Origin of the sequence: Micromonospora deserti (assembly GCF_003236335.1) — a bacterium.
Classification (GTDB): Bacteria; Actinomycetota; Actinomycetes; order Mycobacteriales; family Micromonosporaceae; genus Micromonospora; species Micromonospora deserti.
Map to the genome: position 1 here is coordinate 1 of NZ_POUB01000001.1, position 15,514 is coordinate 15,514.

The 15,514-nt window shown below is 70.4% G+C and carries 12 protein-coding genes and 3 pseudogenes; 8 read left to right on the forward strand and 7 right to left on the reverse strand.

The window, feature by feature from the left end:
• Nucleotides 1-226 precede the first annotated feature (226 nt).
• Nucleotides 227-928 (reverse strand): FadR/GntR family transcriptional regulator, encoded by a 702-nt coding sequence (locus tag C1I99_RS00005; RefSeq protein WP_111132082.1) that lies wholly within the window; start codon nt 926-928, stop codon nt 227-229.
• A gap of 486 nt (nt 929-1,414) precedes the next feature.
• Here C1I99_RS00005 and C1I99_RS00010 point away from each other — a divergent pair, with 486 nt between their 5' ends.
• Nucleotides 1,415-4,660: a glycosyl hydrolase family 95 catalytic domain-containing protein gene (locus C1I99_RS00010; protein ID WP_111132083.1), complete on the forward strand. Its 3,246-nt coding sequence runs from the start codon at nt 1,415-1,417 to the stop codon at nt 4,658-4,660.
• 489 nt (nt 4,661-5,149) lie between these two features.
• Here C1I99_RS00010 and C1I99_RS00015 read toward each other — a convergent pair whose 3' ends face one another.
• Nucleotides 5,150-5,707 carry a hypothetical protein gene (locus C1I99_RS00015; protein ID WP_111132084.1) on the reverse strand — a complete coding sequence of 186 codons (558 nt, stop codon included), beginning with the start codon at nt 5,705-5,707 and terminating at the stop codon, nt 5,150-5,152.
• Nucleotides 5,708-5,983: 276 nt separating this feature from the next.
• Entirely contained in the window at nt 5,984-6,646 is a 663-nt protein-coding gene (locus tag C1I99_RS00025) for a lytic polysaccharide monooxygenase (RefSeq protein ID WP_199561832.1), read from the reverse strand.
• A gap of 208 nt (nt 6,647-6,854) precedes the next feature.
• Between C1I99_RS00025 and C1I99_RS00030 the strand changes: the two genes are divergently transcribed.
• Nucleotides 6,855-7,061: a hypothetical protein gene (locus C1I99_RS00030; protein ID WP_111132087.1), complete on the forward strand. Its 207-nt coding sequence runs from the start codon at nt 6,855-6,857 to the stop codon at nt 7,059-7,061.
• 54 nt (nt 7,062-7,115) lie between these two features.
• Here C1I99_RS00030 and C1I99_RS00035 read toward each other — a convergent pair whose 3' ends face one another.
• Nucleotides 7,116-7,379, reverse strand: coding sequence for a putative sulfate exporter family transporter (locus tag C1I99_RS00035; RefSeq protein WP_111132088.1), 264 nt, complete (start codon nt 7,377-7,379; stop codon nt 7,116-7,118).
• Nucleotides 7,380-7,710: 331 nt separating this feature from the next.
• Between C1I99_RS00035 and C1I99_RS00040 the strand changes: the two genes are divergently transcribed.
• Nucleotides 7,711-7,932: a helix-turn-helix domain-containing protein gene (locus C1I99_RS00040; protein WP_233512220.1), complete on the forward strand. Its 222-nt coding sequence runs from the start codon at nt 7,711-7,713 to the stop codon at nt 7,930-7,932.
• On the opposite strand, the gene C1I99_RS00045 is transcribed toward C1I99_RS00040, so the two are convergent.
• Nucleotides 7,907-8,752 (reverse strand): alpha/beta fold hydrolase, encoded by an 846-nt coding sequence (locus tag C1I99_RS00045; protein ID WP_233512219.1) that lies wholly within the window; start codon nt 8,750-8,752, stop codon nt 7,907-7,909. The genes C1I99_RS00040 and C1I99_RS00045 overlap by 26 nt on opposite strands.
• Nucleotides 8,753-9,169: 417 nt before the next feature.
• On the opposite strand from C1I99_RS00045, the gene ybiA reads away from it, so the two are divergent.
• The 5 genes and pseudogenes from ybiA to C1I99_RS33565 form a co-directional block, all read left to right on the forward strand.
• Nucleotides 9,170-9,745, forward strand: a complete 576-nt coding sequence (gene ybiA / locus C1I99_RS00050) for a riboflavin biosynthesis intermediates N-glycosidase (RefSeq protein WP_111132090.1) — start codon at nt 9,170-9,172, stop codon at nt 9,743-9,745.
• 115 nt (nt 9,746-9,860) lie between these two features.
• A pseudogene (locus tag C1I99_RS00055) lies at nt 9,861-10,001 on the forward strand (DNA-binding response regulator); the annotation flags it as partial.
• Between the two features lie 87 nt (nt 10,002-10,088).
• Nucleotides 10,089-10,556, forward strand: a complete 468-nt coding sequence (locus tag C1I99_RS00060; RefSeq protein WP_111132091.1) for a hypothetical protein — start codon at nt 10,089-10,091, stop codon at nt 10,554-10,556.
• Between the two features lie 488 nt (nt 10,557-11,044).
• A pseudogene (locus tag C1I99_RS33560) lies at nt 11,045-11,500 on the forward strand (lysylphosphatidylglycerol synthase transmembrane domain-containing protein); the annotation flags it as partial.
• A gap of 42 nt (nt 11,501-11,542) precedes the next feature.
• Nucleotides 11,543-11,736 (forward strand): annotated as a pseudogene (locus C1I99_RS33565) (hydroxymethylglutaryl-CoA lyase-like TIM-barrel protein); the annotation flags it as partial.
• Nucleotides 11,737-11,787: 51 nt separating this feature from the next.
• Here the strand turns inward: C1I99_RS33565 and C1I99_RS00075 are convergent.
• Together C1I99_RS00075 and C1I99_RS00085 are read right to left on the reverse strand one after the other, a co-directional pair.
• A complete protein-coding gene (locus tag C1I99_RS00075) occupies nt 11,788-14,976 on the reverse strand; it encodes a family 78 glycoside hydrolase catalytic domain (protein WP_146603844.1) in 3,189 nt (1,062 codons plus the stop codon).
• Nucleotides 14,977-15,264: 288 nt separating this feature from the next.
• Nucleotides 15,265-15,489 (reverse strand): hypothetical protein, encoded by a 225-nt coding sequence (locus C1I99_RS00085; protein WP_146603845.1) that lies wholly within the window; start codon nt 15,487-15,489, stop codon nt 15,265-15,267.
• Between the last annotated feature and the right edge of the window lie 25 nt (nt 15,490-15,514).

Consider the following 15,514-nt stretch of genomic DNA (forward strand, 5'->3'; position numbering starts at 1 on the left):
GGGGTGGGCGGGGGCGCGAGCCCACGATTCAGCGGCAGGCCAGCGCGCCGGCGGCAGGCTGGTGGCGTGGTGCCCAGCGGCTGGCGGCGCCGGCGGTGGAGGGCTGGTGGCGTGGGCCCAGCGGGCCGGTGGCGCCGGCGGTGGAGGGCCAGGCCCGGGCGCCAGGCCGGTCGGCGCGGCGACCGGGCAGCCCGCGAGCCGGCTGGACCCTCGGGCGCCAGGGCGGTCAGGCCGGCGGCAGGGCCGACTCGGGTCCGCCGAGCGCGTTGCGCAGCCACTGCTCGACACCGGCGACATGCACCGTCGCCCAGGCCCGCGCCACTTCGGGTTGGCGTGCCTCGATCGCCTCGCAGATCGCCTCGTGCTGCTCCCGCGTACGCCGCACCGCACCCTCCTGGGTGAGCCCGCGCCAGATCCGCGCCCGCGTCGTCGGCCCGGACAAGCTGTCGATCAACGAACACAGCACCTTGTTCCCGGAGCCCGCCGCGATGTGGTTGTGGAACCGGAGATCGTTGGCGACCAGCGCCTCGATCGTCGGCGACTCGCCCAGCTCGGCGAGGATCGCGCGCAACCCGGCGACCTCCTCGTCGGTCATCCTGATCGCGGCCAACTCGGTCGCGGCAGGTTCGAGGACGCGGCGCACCTCCAGGAACTGCAACACCGTGTCGTCCTGGTGGAAGTCGACAACGAACCCGATGGCGTCCAGGAGCAGGTCGGGTTCGAGGCTGGTCACGTAGGTGCCGTCCCCCTGCCGGACGTCCAGCACCCGGATCAGCGACAGCGCCTTCACCGCCTCCCGCAGGGAACTGCGGGACAGGCCGAGCCGCTCGGCGAGGTCCGCCTCCCTGGGCAGTCGGGAGCCGGGAGCGAGCTCCCCCTCGACGATCATCGCCTTGATCTTGTCGATCGCCTCGTCGGTGACCGGCACCTCGCCCCCTCCCAGAACATCCGATGTCTTGCAGCGTACCCGGGCGTAGGGCCAGCCCCGAAACCAGCCACGCGCGCCGGCAGACATCCGGTTGATCTGCCGACGTGGCAATCCGCAGTCCGCCCGGCCTGGGACTCGTCACGAATCGACAGGTGGATCAGGCCACGATGAGGTCGTCCAGACATTGGACCTATATGGCGATCGACCCTTGCCTGTGTCCGACAACCGGGGGTAACGTCCGCGCAACACATCCGATGTATGGACGACCAAGGGGTTGCCATGCGGTTACCAGGGCCCAGTTGTCTCCTCCCGTCCTCACGATCGCACCTCACCCGCCGGAGCCGTCCCGGCTCGCCCGGACGAACACATTCGCCACGCCGCGGCGACATCGCCGTACTGGCCGCGGTAGCCGTCACCGCGTTCGGCCTACCGGCCCCCGCCGCAGGCGCGGCTCCGGCGGCCGCGCCGCCGTCCGAACAGGACGGCATGACCCTCTGGTACGACAAGCCCGCCACCAACTGGGAGTCGCAGGCCCTGCCGATCGGCAACGGCGCCCTCGGCGCGATGGTCTTCGGCGGCGTCGCCGCGGAACAGCTCCAGTTCAATGAGAAGACCCTGTGGACCGGCGGCCCCGGATCCGCCCAGGGTTACCACTTCGGGAACTGGACCGCCCCGCGCCCCGGCGCGATCGAGGAGGTCCAGCAGCGGATCACGGCGGAGACCCGGGTCAGCCCCTCGTGGGTGGCGGGCAAGCTGGGCCAGCCGAGGAGCGGCTTCGGCGCCTACCAGACCTTCGGGGACGTACGCCTGTCGCTGCTCGACCCGCCGGCCAGCTACACCGACTACCGACGGGACCTCGACATCTCCGACGCCACCGCCGGCGTCTCCTACACGGCCGACGGGGTGCGGTACACCCGCGAGTACTTCGCCTCCGCACCCGACAACGTCCTCGTCGCCCGGCTCACCGCCGACCAGCCCGGCAAGCTCGGTCTCAAGGTCTCGGTGAGCACGGCGACCAACCGCTCCCGGGCCCTCACGGCCAAGGACGGGCGGATCACCTTCACCGGGCGCCTGACCGACAACGGCATGCGCTTCGAGTCGCAGCTCCAGGTAGCCGCCAGCGGCGGCACCCTGGTGAACAACAGCGACGGCAGCGTCACCGTGCAGGGCGCCGACGAGGTGACGTTGATCCTCGCCGCCGGCACCGACTACGCCAACGACTACCCGACGTATCGGGGCACCGACCCCCACGCGGCGGTCACCCGGAGGGTCGACGCGGCGGCGGCCAAGTCGTACGACGCGTTGCGGGCAGCTCACGTCGCCGACCACCGGCAGCTGTTCCAGCGTGTCGCGCTCGATGTCGGCCAGGAGATGCCCGCCGTCCCCACCGACCAGCTGCTGAACGCGTACCGCGTCGGCGAGGCGACGCCGGCAGCCCGCAAGGCACTGGAGGTGCTCTTCTTCCAGTACGGCCGGTACCTGCTCATCGCGTCCTCACGCGCCGGATCGCTGCCGGCCAACCTGCAGGGGGTGTGGAACAACTCGACCAGCCCGCCGTGGTCGGCCGACTACCACGTCAACATCAACCTCCAGATGAACTACTGGCCCGCCGAGACGACCAACCTCTCGGAGACGGCCGCTCCCCTGTTCGACTACGTCGACGGCATGGTCGAACCCGGCCGGGTGACCGCACATGAGATGTTCGGCAACCGGGGCTGGGTGGTGCAGAACGAGACCAACCCGTTCGGCTTCACCGGCGTGCACAACTACGCCTCGGCGTTCTGGTTCCCGGAGGCGGGCGCCTGGTTGGCCCAGCACTACTACGAGCACTACCGGTTCACCCGCGACGAGGCGTTCCTGCGGGAGCGGGCATATCCGCTGATGAAGGAGCTGGCGCAGTTCTGGCTCGACGAGCTGGTCGTGGACCCGCGCGACGGCAAGCTCGTGGTCAGCCCCAGCTTCTCCCCCGAGCAGGGCGACTTCTCCGCCGGGGCCGCCATGTCCCAGCAGATCGTCTGGGACCTGCTGACAAACGTGTCGGAGGCGGCCGCCACGCTCGACGACGACGCCGGGTTCCGCGCCGAGGTCGCACGTACCCTGGAACGGCTCGACCCGGGCACCCGGATCGGCTCCTGGGGCCAGCTCCAGGAGTGGAAGGAGGACTGGGACAGCCCGACCAACCAGCACCGCCACGTGTCCCACCTGTTCGGCCTGCACCCCGGCCGGCAACTCTCCCCGCGCTCGACGCCGGAGTTCGCGGAGGCCGCGGAGGTCTCGCTGACCGCGCGCGGCGACGGCGGCACCGGGTGGAGCAAGGCGTGGAAGGTCAACTTCTGGGCGCGGCTGCTGGACGGCAACCACTCCCACAAGATGCTCTCCGAGCTGCTCAAGTCCAGCACGCTGAACAACCTGTGGGACACCCATCCGCCGTTCCAGATCGACGGCAACTTCGGCGCCACCGCCGGGGTCGCGGAGATGCTGCTCCAGAGCCAGAACGGCGTCGTGGACGTGCTGCCCGCGCTGCCCGACTTCTGGGCCGACGGCTCGGTCCGTGGCCTGCGAGCCCGCGGGGACGTCACCGTGGACGTCGCCTGGACCGGCGGCATGCCGACACAGGTCGCCCTGATGCCGGGCCGGGACGGGACGCTGCGGGTCCGCAGCCCGCTGTTCGGCGGGCGCTTCCAGGTCACCGACGCCACCACCGACAGGAAGATCGGCGTCAGCCGGGACGGGCAGCAGATCAGCTTCGCCGCCGTCGCCGGCCACCGGTACGTCGCGACGTCCCTCGCCGTCGTGGCGGTGAACGCCCCGGCGACGGTGGAGCACGGGCAGGTCTTCCCGGTGCGGGTGACCGTGTCGGCAACCAGCAAGACCGTGCCCGCGGGTGAGCTGAAGCTGCAGCTTCCCGAGGGCTGGGCCTACGAGCCGGCCCGGACGCGGGTCCGCCCGATCCGGCCCGGCCAGTCCCGGACCTACACTTTCCAGGTCACGCCGGTCGCGTCCGAGCGGGAGTCGGAACCCGCCCGGGCCGTGCTGACCGGCGACGGGTGGCGGGTGGACGGGGTCACCCAGGTGGCGATCGAGGCGCTGCCGCCGTGCCCGGTCCCGGCCGCGGACCGGCCGCTCGTCGCGTGGGACCCCACGTCCGGTTCCACCGTCGGCGACGTCTCCCCGCACGAGCGGGACGCGACCGTCCAGGGCACCACGCAGTACGACGGCAGCGCGCCGACCGGGAGCGGTCTCCTGCTCGACGGCAACACCTTCCTGCGGACCGAGCCCACGTCGTTGGGCTTCCTGAAGGAGGTCACCTTCGCCGCCGAGGTCAAGGTAACCACCTCGGGCCGTTACCGCCGGCTGTTCGACTTCCAACCGTCCGGCAACCCGGGCACGGACGGGATTCTGATCGACCTCACGCCGAGCAACCAGGTGCGGTTCATCGGGTCCAACCGGAACGTCACGACGAGCGCGACGGTGCCGACCGGCCGCTACGTGGACCTGGTGGTCGTGATGACCGACGGTGGCGCGGTCACCGTGTACGTCGATGGTGCCGTCGCCGGTTCGGCGCAGGTTCCTCCGGACGGCATCAACGGCTGCGCCACCCGGCAGCTGCGCTTCGCCGCCGATCAGGACGGCGGCCAGCGGCTGACCGGCGCCGTGGACCGGGCGGCGATCTTCGCCGAAGCTCTCGCACCGAACGAGATCGCCGGCTGGAAGGCGCGCGCCTTTTCCTGAGTCACCCCACGGGGCGGTTCGGGTGCCTGACGGCACCCGAACCGCCCCGATCCAACCCCCGGTTCAGGCAGCGGCGGCGCCGCCCACGCCGCATCAACCACTCGCCACGACGAACCACTGACCCATCGGCGGTCACCACTACCTGGTAGGGCACGCTAGGCAGTGGCCGATCGGGCCCGCTGGAACGGGAGCCGGCCGAAGATGAACCTCGGGCGACGCGGAAACGGAACGGTCCAGCGTGGCAGATTGTTCGAGCAGGTCGTTCGCCGCATGGACAGGAACAGGGGCGTCGTCGCGGCCTCGCCTGCGGCTGGGTTTGCGCCTGGCCCGGGCCGCCGGCGCTCCCGGTCCGCTCCCGGAAGGCGGATCAGCTGGATACGAGACCCGCGCCATGACCGGCGTTGACTTTCTGCTCACGTCACTGCAGGTTCGCCCGTCATGATCGCGGGGATAGGGCAGTGCCGCCTGCGGCTTGGGCAGGGGCCCCATTCAGGCACTGGCGCCGGGTGGCTTGGGCGGCGGCAGCGGCAGTTCGACGGCGGCCACCTCCCCGACCCGCACGACGGAGTGCGCCGGTGGCAGCTTGTCGGCTCGCGGCGAGCGGCTGTGCACCCGACCTCGGCCCGTCGGGTCCGGCCGCCTGGTCACCTCGCAGGTCACCATCCGGATCGGCGGCGGGGGTGGCGCGGTAAATCGGCCGGGACCCCAGCGCAGCCAGAGCGGGATCCGCCCCGCGTCTGCCTCGGCGAGTAACTTCTCCCAGGTGCGGCGGCGCGTACCGTGATCGATCTCAATGACGACCGGCGGCCCGTCCGGGCGGGCACATGCCACGTCAAGCACCGACTGCTGCGCGGACATCGGCGGCGGCAGCGGCAGCACGCTGGGCGCCCGTCGGTAGACCCGCCAGCCCCGCTCCGCCGCCCAGTCGACCACCGCGTCGATCAGCCGAGCGGTGACCTGATCGGTGGTCAGGTCGGTGAAGGTCACTGCGTCGAGCCGGTCAGCCAGCGACGCCGCAAGCCGCTCCACGTCCTCGCCGACCGTCATCGCCGCAGGGTAACCGCCCGAGCGGCCGTCCCCGCAGCGGGGGCAGCGCGAGAGTGGGCGCCAGCACGGCCCGCGCCCCACGAAATCCGGGTGGCGGTCACGGCGCGAACACGGCCAGGCTAGATCTCGCGGCGGGCGCCGGTGAAGGCGAGCAGTTCGTCGCGGGCATGGTCGAGGTGTTCGGCTGCGGTGGGGAACTTTTCCTCGATGTTGTCGGGAGGTGCATCGTGCGCGGTGGACCCGCGCTCGACGAGTGCGGGTCCACCCGGGGCGTTGTCATGCGCGCTGCCAGAGAACCGGCACGTTCGGCGGTTCCCAGCCGGGCAGGGAGGTGTGGCTCTGGATGCACCGGTAGGTGGCACCACCGTAGGTCACCACGCTGCCCACCGAGTACGTGGCGTTCGGTGCCCAGGTGCCACCGGCCGGCGGAGGCGGCGGGTTGGTGCCGCCGCCACCGATCTGCAGGTCGATGCAGGAGTAGAAGGCGTTGGCCGTGTCACCGATGTTCCAGATGGCGAGGAGCTTCTGCCGCCCGGCGAAGCGGCTCAGGTTGATCGTGTGCGTCCCGTCGTTCGGGAAGTGACCGACCCGGGTGCCGCCGATGTAGTACTCGTAGTCCTGGGTTCGGTGCTTCGCAGTGAAGGTCCACGTCAGCGTGAGCGAGGTGCCGACGGAGTGCACCCGCCAGGGCTTGCTGTCGTCACTGAGCACAGCCAGATCCGCGCGGGAGCCGTGGCAGTTCCGGAGACCCTTCGGACCCTCGGCGCTCTGCGGCTCCCACATGATCTGGCCGCACCAGGAGGCCTTGGTCTGGGCGCACTGGGCCTGGCGGCTCAGCGGCGAGATCACGTACCCGTGCGCCGACGCTGGTGAGGCCACCAGCAGTGATCCAAGGACGGCGCCGACGGTGAGCAGGGGCAGGAGGCTTCGTTTACGCACGTGTGCTCCTTTCCAACGCGGGCGGGGTCGCGGTGGCCGCACCCCCGCCCATACATTTAAGACTGTTAACATTAACGCATTCATAGAGAGATGTCGATAGATGCTGTCCGCCTTGCAGGTGCCGCGGGCGATTCCTCCATCCAGGCTTCTGTTGCCGGCGGCGTGACCACCCAGGTCGGCGGCGCGCACCTACGTTGCGGCGCTGCGCTTGGTCCGCGACCAGTACGAGGACGAGCGAAAGCGCGAGCTTGGGGCCGACCTGAAGTTGCCGTTGCCCTCGCCAGAGAGCCTGCCGCCAGACGAGGTGCCTAGCGAGTGCCGGCAGATCCCCGGCGACAACGTTGCGCGCTACCTCGGGGAGAACTGGATCGCCGGCCTGAGCTTCGACGAGGACGGCGCCATGCACAGCTGGTGACGCGCGGGTTGGCAGCCGGCGCCGGTCACGGCTGGCCGGGGTCGCCCGCGTAACTCACAGCTGACCGGTGAGCGCCTGCACCGCGGGACTCGACGCGGCGACCGCCACCCACAACACCGCCCCAAGCAGGAGCGGACGCGGCCCTGCCCGGCGGAGTTGCGCCACACCGAGGGACAACCCGGAGCCGGTCAACGCAACGGTGGTGACGAAGACGCCGGCCACGGCGAGCTCCGGACGCCACGCGGCCGGGATCGCACCGGCGGTCGCGACGAGCGAGGCGAGCAGGAACAGCAGGATGAGACCGGGAAGTTGCGCCACGCGTTCGGCTGTGACGCGTCCGCCCGACCGCTACGGCGGGCACGCACGGCCTGGGGCGCGCAGCGCGACGCAGACCGGCACGACCATGAGGCTGCGCGTCAGCTTGACGATCACGGCGTACGCCCCCGCGGCGGCTCCGTAGTGCCGTGGCCAGCAACGTTCACGGTGTTGGATGACACGCCGTCAGGGGTGCCGGTCACAGGGCGGGGTGGTTCAGGCCGTGCTGGTGGCAGAACCGGTTCGTGTACGGCGGCTCAGCGACCAAGAGGGTCAGCAACTGTTGAGGATCACTCGGAGAGGTACCGGCTCGCCGATCCGATTACGGCGGGCGATGGTGGTGCTGGCATCGGCCGGTGGGAACACGGTGCCGGCGATCGCCCGCCTCGTTGCGGCCGATGAGGACACGATCCGGCAGGTCATTCACCGGCCTAACGAGATGGGGATGGCCAGCCTGGACCCTCAGTGGGCGGGTGGCCGTCCCCGCCTGATCAGTAGCGACGAGGAGCAGTTCATTGTCGAGACGGCTTCTAACGCTGCCCCTCCACGCGGCTGACGAAGGTGTTCATCAACGCGGCGCATTCGACCGGATGGGTCTCTAGCAGGAGATGTGGTCCGTCGAGGATGTGCGCCTCCATCCGCGGGAGCGCCTTCATCCAGGAGAGGGTCTCCTCAAGGTCGAAGAAGATGTCGTGCCGCCCCCACAGCATCAGCGCCGGAGGCTGCCAGCGATCGAAGTAATCGGCGATCTCCCCGAAGCGCGCGACATGGTTGCGATAGTCGAGCACCAGCGCACGCTGCGTCTCGAGCCGGCCGGGGAGCGACATGACCCGCCAGTTCTCCTCCCACAGCCGGGGATCGATGCGCTCGGCGAGGTCCCGAGGCGCGCCGCCCACATATTGGTCGCGCGTCCCCTCGAAGGTCAGGTGCGCGGTCGCCTCGGCCTCCCGCTCCGGCGTGGGACCGTCCCAATAGGCCCTGGTCGCCGACCATTGGGGCCCCATCCCGCTCTCATGGGCATTGGCATTCTGGACGATGAGGCTGCGTATCCTGCGCGGAGCGCGCGTGGCGAGATGAAGGCCTACCGCCGCTCCATAATCATGGAGGTAGAGATGGAAGGACCCGGCGCCGAGCCGCGCGAGCAGTCCGTCGATTAAGTCCGCAGAACGTGAGAACGAGGGCCGCTCAATCGGCTCGGAGCTGCCGAACCCCGGAAGGTCGGGAGTGATCACGAAGCAGTTCTGTGCGAGGGTGTCGGTCACGTTCCGAAAGGACTCCGAGGAGCTGGGAAAACCGTGGATCAGGAGAAGCGCGGGCTTCTCCTGATCGCCTGCCAAGCGGACCGCCATGTCGGCGCCTTCGATCTCGAACCTCACCGGCTCCGGTTTACTCATGGCACCTGTTCCTCGCCTGTCACTGAATACATCTGTAGCCTGCCGGTGTCTATGACGGCCGGTGCGGCGCCTCGGACGTAATCTGCCCCTCGGAGACCGCCGATCACATTACGATGCTGGACTGGGCGGTGGAGCAGATCCTCGACAGCCACCGGTACGGCACCGATTCTCATCCGCAGCGACTCTGCCGGTTGCACCCTACGGACGGGCGCCACGTCAAGAACCTTTGATCCCTTTGTTGACGGCCCAGAGCCGACATGCGCCGCCAAGCACAAGATCAAGCCAACCGAGGCGGCCGACGCCCAGACGCGCATGGCGAGCGTGTGCCGACGGCGACGTGCCCGGCGTCGGCGGTAACGGCGATGCGGCGCAGGCCGCTGGTACGGCACACTCGCCTGCATGGTTGCGTCAGTTCGTAGCGTCGTCGAGCTGACCGACGCGGTGTGTGCGGGTGCCCAGGTGAAGTTCTTGTTCTTCTGGGGCCACCAGCCGCAGCGCGACAGCAGCATCGGGGCCGGTTGTTTGAGCCAGTGGTGGCCGGCACCGTTCACCGTCGACGGGCTGCGCTTCGCCACCGCCGAGCATTACATGATGTGGCGCAAGGCCGCCCTGTTCGGCGACCAGGCGGCGGCCGCCAAGATTCTGACGGTGGCGCACCCGCATGCGGCGAAGACGCTGGGCCGTCAGGTCACAGGATTCGACCAGGAGGTGTGGGAGCAGCACCGCTACGACATCGTGGTGGCCGGCGCCGTGGCGAAGTTCGGCCAGCACCCGATGTTGCGCACCTATCTATTCGGTACCGGTGAGCGGGTGCTCGTGGAGGCCAGCCCGCTCGACCGGGTATGGGGCATCGGCCTGGCCGGCGACCATCCATACGCCGCCGATCCCGCGCGGTGGCGAGGGCTGAACCTGCTCGGGTTCGCGCTCATGCAAGCCCGCGCGATGCTCGGCGAGCAGGAACTGCCCGGTAGGTAAGCCGTCCAGACCTGGTTGCCGCCGAGTACGTGCTAGGTAGCGTCGGTGTCAAGCGGGTGCCCTGGTACGCGGCGGACTGGCTCGCTGGCGGGCATGATGGGCCGGTGCTGCGTGAACTGGCACCGCGATCGCGGCGCGGCCGCACGTGACCGAGGCAGCGGTCGGCAAAACCACGCTCGACCTGCCGCCCAGCGACGACACCAACCGCCGGGTGCTCGCGGTCCTGACCCACCTCCGCATCCGCCCCTGGCGCTGAACGGGGTTGCTAAGGTAGACGATCTTCGACCACACTCCCCCTGACCGTCCCGCCGGACACTGGCGGCCTGACCGCGCGGGGGATTCCATGCAGCCGTTGCACCCGGAGCCGACCTCACAGCGCCCGGTCTGGATGTGGGCCGGAGCCGCCGCGGGGCTCGGACTCGCCCTCACCATGTTCCTCAACAACAGCGGACCGCGCACCCGCGCCACGGCGAGCCAGCCGACCACCGGCAGCTTCGTGGTCTCCGGCGCGGTGGTGCTCGGTGACGGCGCATCCTTCACCAGGGACGACCACGGCGGCTGTGCCGGCACCGGCGCCCACGCCGACGTCATCGACGGTGCCCCGGTGCTCATCACGGCCACAGGCGGGTTGGCCGCCGGGAGGCTGACCGACCCGCAGGCGCTCTCCGACGGCACCTGCCGATTCTGGTTCTCTGTGCGCGGGGTGCCGACCGGGCAGGACGCCTACCTGGTCATGGTCGCCGACCGGGACCTCCGCCAGTACGCCGAACAGGAGCTGACCGGCGCGCTGGTGAGCCTGCGCGTCGACTGAACCGGTCAGTGGTTCGAGCGTCCCGGGGCGGCGACCAGTTCCCGGAACCGTTCCCGCGGTTTGGAGCCGCCGCCAGGACTGCCGGCGAGTCGCCAGGCGTCCTTACAGGTTGTCAGTTGCGCCGGTGGCGGCGAACGCCTCCACCAACTGCGATCCATCCGCCGCAACATATGGTCGGCCTGATGTGCCGGTCACCCGAGCCGGTGCAGGTCGTCCCGGATCATCTCCAACGCCTCAGGATAGGCGCGCTGCGACCGCTGAGCCGGGGGCACACCTCGTCCGGCCGTACCGCAACCGACGCCACCTGAACATCCTCGCGCCGCCGGGCTTGAGGTCGGTGAAGCCGGCTTCGGCGAGGGCGCTTTCGACACTCTGATGATCCTGTCCGGGCTGGCCTCCGCAGTCGGGCTGGTCCTCTTGTACGCCGCCAACCTCGGCGCCGCCACGACCGCCGCGTTGCCCCCCCACGGACCGGCCGCACCGTCATCTTGGTCGGGTCAACCGCGCTCGTGGCTGGTGCGTTCATCGCCTGGCTCGGCATCCGGCCCGTGCGGACCAAACGGTCCGCGTCGCCGCGAGCACCCGCGCGCCGCGCCGTACCCCGTTGCCCGGTGGTGCACAGCGTGATCGGGCACATCGCCGACGCTGCCGTACCGGCTCGCGCGATACCCGGCCGGCTCTGGGCCGCGACGACGGGGTTCTCCGTCGCCAACTGGCTGCTCGACCTGACCTGTCTTGTCGCCGCCGGACAGGCCTGCGGCCTCACCCTCGACTACGGCCACCTCGCCGCGACATACCTCGCCGCCCAACTCGCCCGGCAACTGCCCATCGCCCCAGGCGGAATCGGACTGGTCGAGACCACCCTGCTCACCGGCCTCATCGCCGCCGGCGCCCCACCGACGAACGCAGCGGCCACCGTGCTCGGCTACCGGCTCATCTCGTTCTGGCTCATTCTTCCGCGCGGCATCGGGACGTCGGCCTGCCGGAGGTTTGGTATCCACGCCTCCGAGAACCTCTCGCTCGCGGTCGCCAACAGCGTCGTCGCGGTCAGAACGGCGTCTACCGGGTCGACGCCTCGCTCGCCGGCCATGGCGCGGGCGCCGGCAACTGGCCGGTCGAGCCGTTCATCGCAGTCGCCGACCTGATGGGTTTCGGGCACCGCTGCAACCTGTTCAACCTGCAGATCAGCCACTACGAGCAAGCTCCAGTTCCACCAGGTACGGCTGGAGTATCAGCCGCGGTCGTCGGAGGCAACGATCGTCCGGCCCGGTTCGACCTGGGCGATGACGAGCCGCCCATCGGCGATCCGGACGCGGGGCGCACGCCCCTCGGACCGCACGTGCAGCGCGCGGGCGTCCGCGATACCGAACTGGGCCAGGTCGAGCTCGATGCGGCCGGTTACATTGGCGGGCAGGTCGACGACCAGCCGGAACCCGTTGCGGCGGTCGAGCGCCACCTCGATCGGTCCGCGGATCGTCGGCACCTTCGCCCGCAACCAGTCCAGCGGCCCCGGCTGCGGGGCGACCAGCACTTCGCGGGCGCCGGGCGCGAGCGGCCGGACCCCGGCGACGAACCGGGGCACGATGTTGGCGGGCGCCGACCCCCAGGCGTGCGAGAACGTGGTATTGGACTTGATCGACGGATCCCACGCCTCCATCACGATGGTGGCGCCGAGGTCGTCCATCATGTGCAGCCAGGAGAACTGTTCGCGGCTGGTCAGCAGGCCATGGGCCGCGTGCCCCAATCCCGCCCGGTAGAGCGCCTCCAGCAGGAACTGCGCGCCGTAGACGCTGACCCGCATGCCGCGCGCCGCGAGCCACTCACCGAGAGCCCGCACGTCGCCGTCCTCGGCGACGCCGAGCGCGAGCGGGAACGCGGTGGCGTGCTGGGCCTGATGCTCGGTGCCCGCTCCGTCGCGGTAGGCGCCGGCGACCCGGTTGAGCAGTTGGTCATTGAGGGCCGCCCGGAGCCGGGCGGCCAGCTCGGCGTACCGCCGCTCGTCGGCGGCACGGCCGAGCACCCCGGCGATGCGCGACAGTGCTATGAAGGCCGCGTACTGCCAGGCGTTGATGACGGTGTTGACCCGGGTGAAGACGTAGCCGTCGCGGTTGCTCGTCGGCCAGTCGACGAGATCGGCGTTGCTCTGGCTGGAGCTGCCCGGACTCTTTTCCACCAGCCCGGACGCGTTGAGCGACTCGTCGAGCTGTCGGTCCACGAACAGGTCATAGTCGGCCGCGAGATTGGTGGGGTCGCCGGTCGCGAGATAGTCCTCCCACGCGGTGAGCACGGTCTGCAGCCGGTACTCGGCCGGCCAGGTGGGGCGGCGGGCCAGGTACGACGTGGAGTACCGGGCCAGCGCGAAGGACCGCTGCGTGGCGTACTCGGAGAGCTGGTTGATAATGGCGTCGCCCTCGTACGGGCCCCGCTCGCGGGTGGGCGTGTCCTGGTAGAGGTCCAGCCGGGTCGCCTCGATCGAGTAGCGGCACATCTGCCAGACCCGGTCCAGGTCGGGATCGGAGCTCTCGAAGGCCGCGTCGTCGTCGGCCCACGGCAGCTTGAGCACGGCCGCCTCAACGGCGTCGGTCAGGTCCAGCGCCGGGTCGGCGACCAGTTCGACCCACCGGAACGTGCGGTAGCCCCAGTGTTCGAGTTGCTGCCAGCCGTCCCGCAGCGTCCACACCTCGCGGTAGGTCTGGCCGGCCCGCAGGTTGTAGCGGGCGCCGGTGGCGGTACGTTCCTCGCCCAGCCGGATCTCCACCGTCTGGCCCGACCTGCCGAGCACCGACAGCCGGATCCCGCCGACTACCGCCTGGCCGAGGTCGAGCAGCCACCGGCCCGGTTCGAGCTGCTCGATCGCGACCGGGCGCCGGTAGGTGTAGGCCATGTTCGACACCCAGGCCGGTTCCAGCCGGCGGCGGAGCGGCGCTGCGGCGGCCGCCTCCCAATCCCGGTCATCGAAGCCGCGCGCGGTCCAGCCCACAGGCTCCTGCCGGGCGTCGAGATATTCCTGCGGCGCCTGGTAGTAGCCGCCACCGGTGAATCCCGCCGCCGGGCGCCAGCGGCCCGCCCGCCTGGTGCGCCAGCCGTCGCCGGTCGCGATCACCTGACGGGTCCCGTCGGCGAAGACGACGACCAGCTCGGCGAGGAAGGCACGCTCCTGCGGCGAGTAGCAGAGCGCCGCGATCGCGTTGCGTCCCGCTACGAGGTGGGCGGTCACGTCGTGGGTCTGGTAACGGGCCTCGCCGGCCATCGCCCGAACCGGGCCGACGCCCGCGACCGTGTCGTTGACCCAGAGCTTGTAGACGTACTGCCGAGTCGGCTCGGGCGACTGCCCTGTCGCGTAGACGTACGCGGCGGCGACCGGCTTGTCGGGCAGCACGAACTCGGTACGCAGCAACGCCCAGTCGTTGCTCTCGCCGAACGTCGCCAGCAGCGACTGGCCACGGTCGAGAACAAGGTCGCCGCCGGAGACCCGGCCGCCGACGAACACGCCGGGTCCGGCGGTGAAGTCCTCGTTCACCAGGACCTTGCCGGCCATGTCGGTGAAGGAGACCGAATGGAAGCGTTGGGATTCGGTGCTGCCGTTGCGGACTCCGATGCCGCCCGAGGCGTACGTGGTGTCCACGGCCGTGTCGATCAGGAGGTCGCCGAGGTACGTCCGGATGGTGGAGCCGGCGAGTTCGACCCGGAACTGGTAGGGCGTACCCGTCGCCACCGGCAGCCCGATCGACCGCTCGCTCAGCACGGTGTACGCGCCGTTGCGCTGGACGTGGGTCTTCAGCACCCCCGGCGAACCGGCGCGTAGCTGCCAGAGGTAGTTGTTGCTGGCGTTTTGCGCTCGGAACCACAGGCTGGCGGCGACGGCGGTGATGGTGACCGACACGTCGAGGACTCCGTCCCGCAACGTCACCGCGCCGTCGGGTGCCCAGATGGGCTCGGCGGTCCAGGTGTCGCCGGCCGCGGTGACGACGGCCTGCGGCTCGGACCAGGCTGAGACGAGATCCGGGGCAGCCCAGGTGCGGACCCGCCAGTGGTAGAGCGATCCGGGTCGCAGTGGCGGACCGGCATACTCCACGGCCGTCGAGTCGCCGCTGTCGATCCGACCGCTGTCCCAGACGATCCCGCCGTTGGTGACCAGTTCGTCACGGGTGTGCGCGACCTGCACCTGGTAGGCGACCTGCCGGGCCGCCGGACGCAGCGCCGGCACGATCCAGCTCAGCCGCGGCCGGTCGGGCGTCACGCCGAGGGGTGCGTCCAGCAGGGAGGTCAACAGTCCGGTGGGCACAGGGCGGGCCGCTGGCGCCGCTCCGGCGGGGGCAGCCCCGGCAGTGAGGCCGGTCGCTGCGCCGAGCGTGACGGCTCCGCCCGCCTGGATGAGACGTCGGCGGGACAGACCGGCTCCGGTGATGAACTCGCGCACGAGCGGCTCCTTGGGCTGAATCGTTTCAAGGAGGTTACGACCCTTCGCTCGCCACGTAAAGACTCCGGGCGCTGCCGGATCCGGCGCTACGAACCCGGTAGCCGGGCGGCGACCTGCCAGCCGCCGGGCGGGGCCCGGTACAGAGGTCGCCGCCGAGAGCGGTGACCCGTTCGGCGAGGCCGACGAGACCGGATCCGCAGCTCATTCGGCAGCTCGGCAGGGCCGAGACACCAGGCGAAGTCGCGACATCCTCGCCCCGTAGGTCCACGCCGATCATGTCCGATCAGCTCAGGCGGTCGCGCGTCGCCTCGGCCTCCGGACGAACCAGCACGGCGAAGCCTTCAGCACCGCCTGCTCCCGTACCTGCACGAGCTCGTCTGCTGCGCTCACCTGAACCGGTGACGCATCGAGGCGGTCCATCGAGGCCGCCTGCTCCGCCCGGCCCGACAGATCACCGAACTCCGCTCGTGCCACCGGGTTGACCTCAACCCCGTTCTCCTGTGCGACCGCCAAGGGTGACTGCATCAGGCTCCCACAC

What these genes read in the sequence shown, in the direction of transcription:
- C1I99_RS00040 (WP_233512220.1), top strand. Translation starts at nt 7,711, where the DNA reads ATGGTGGTGCTGGCATCGGCCGGTGGGAACACGGTGCCGGCGATCGCC.
- C1I99_RS00010 (WP_111132083.1), top strand. Translation starts at nt 1,415, where the DNA reads ATGACCCTCTGGTACGACAAGCCCGCCACCAACTGGGAGTCGCAGGCC.
- ybiA (WP_111132090.1), top strand. Translation starts at nt 9,170, where the DNA reads ATGGTTGCGTCAGTTCGTAGCGTCGTCGAGCTGACCGACGCGGTGTGT.
- C1I99_RS00015 (WP_111132084.1), bottom strand. Translation starts at nt 5,707, where the DNA reads ATGACGGTCGGCGAGGACGTGGAGCGGCTTGCGGCGTCGCTGGCTGAC.
- C1I99_RS00060 (WP_111132091.1), top strand. Translation starts at nt 10,089, where the DNA reads ATGCAGCCGTTGCACCCGGAGCCGACCTCACAGCGCCCGGTCTGGATG.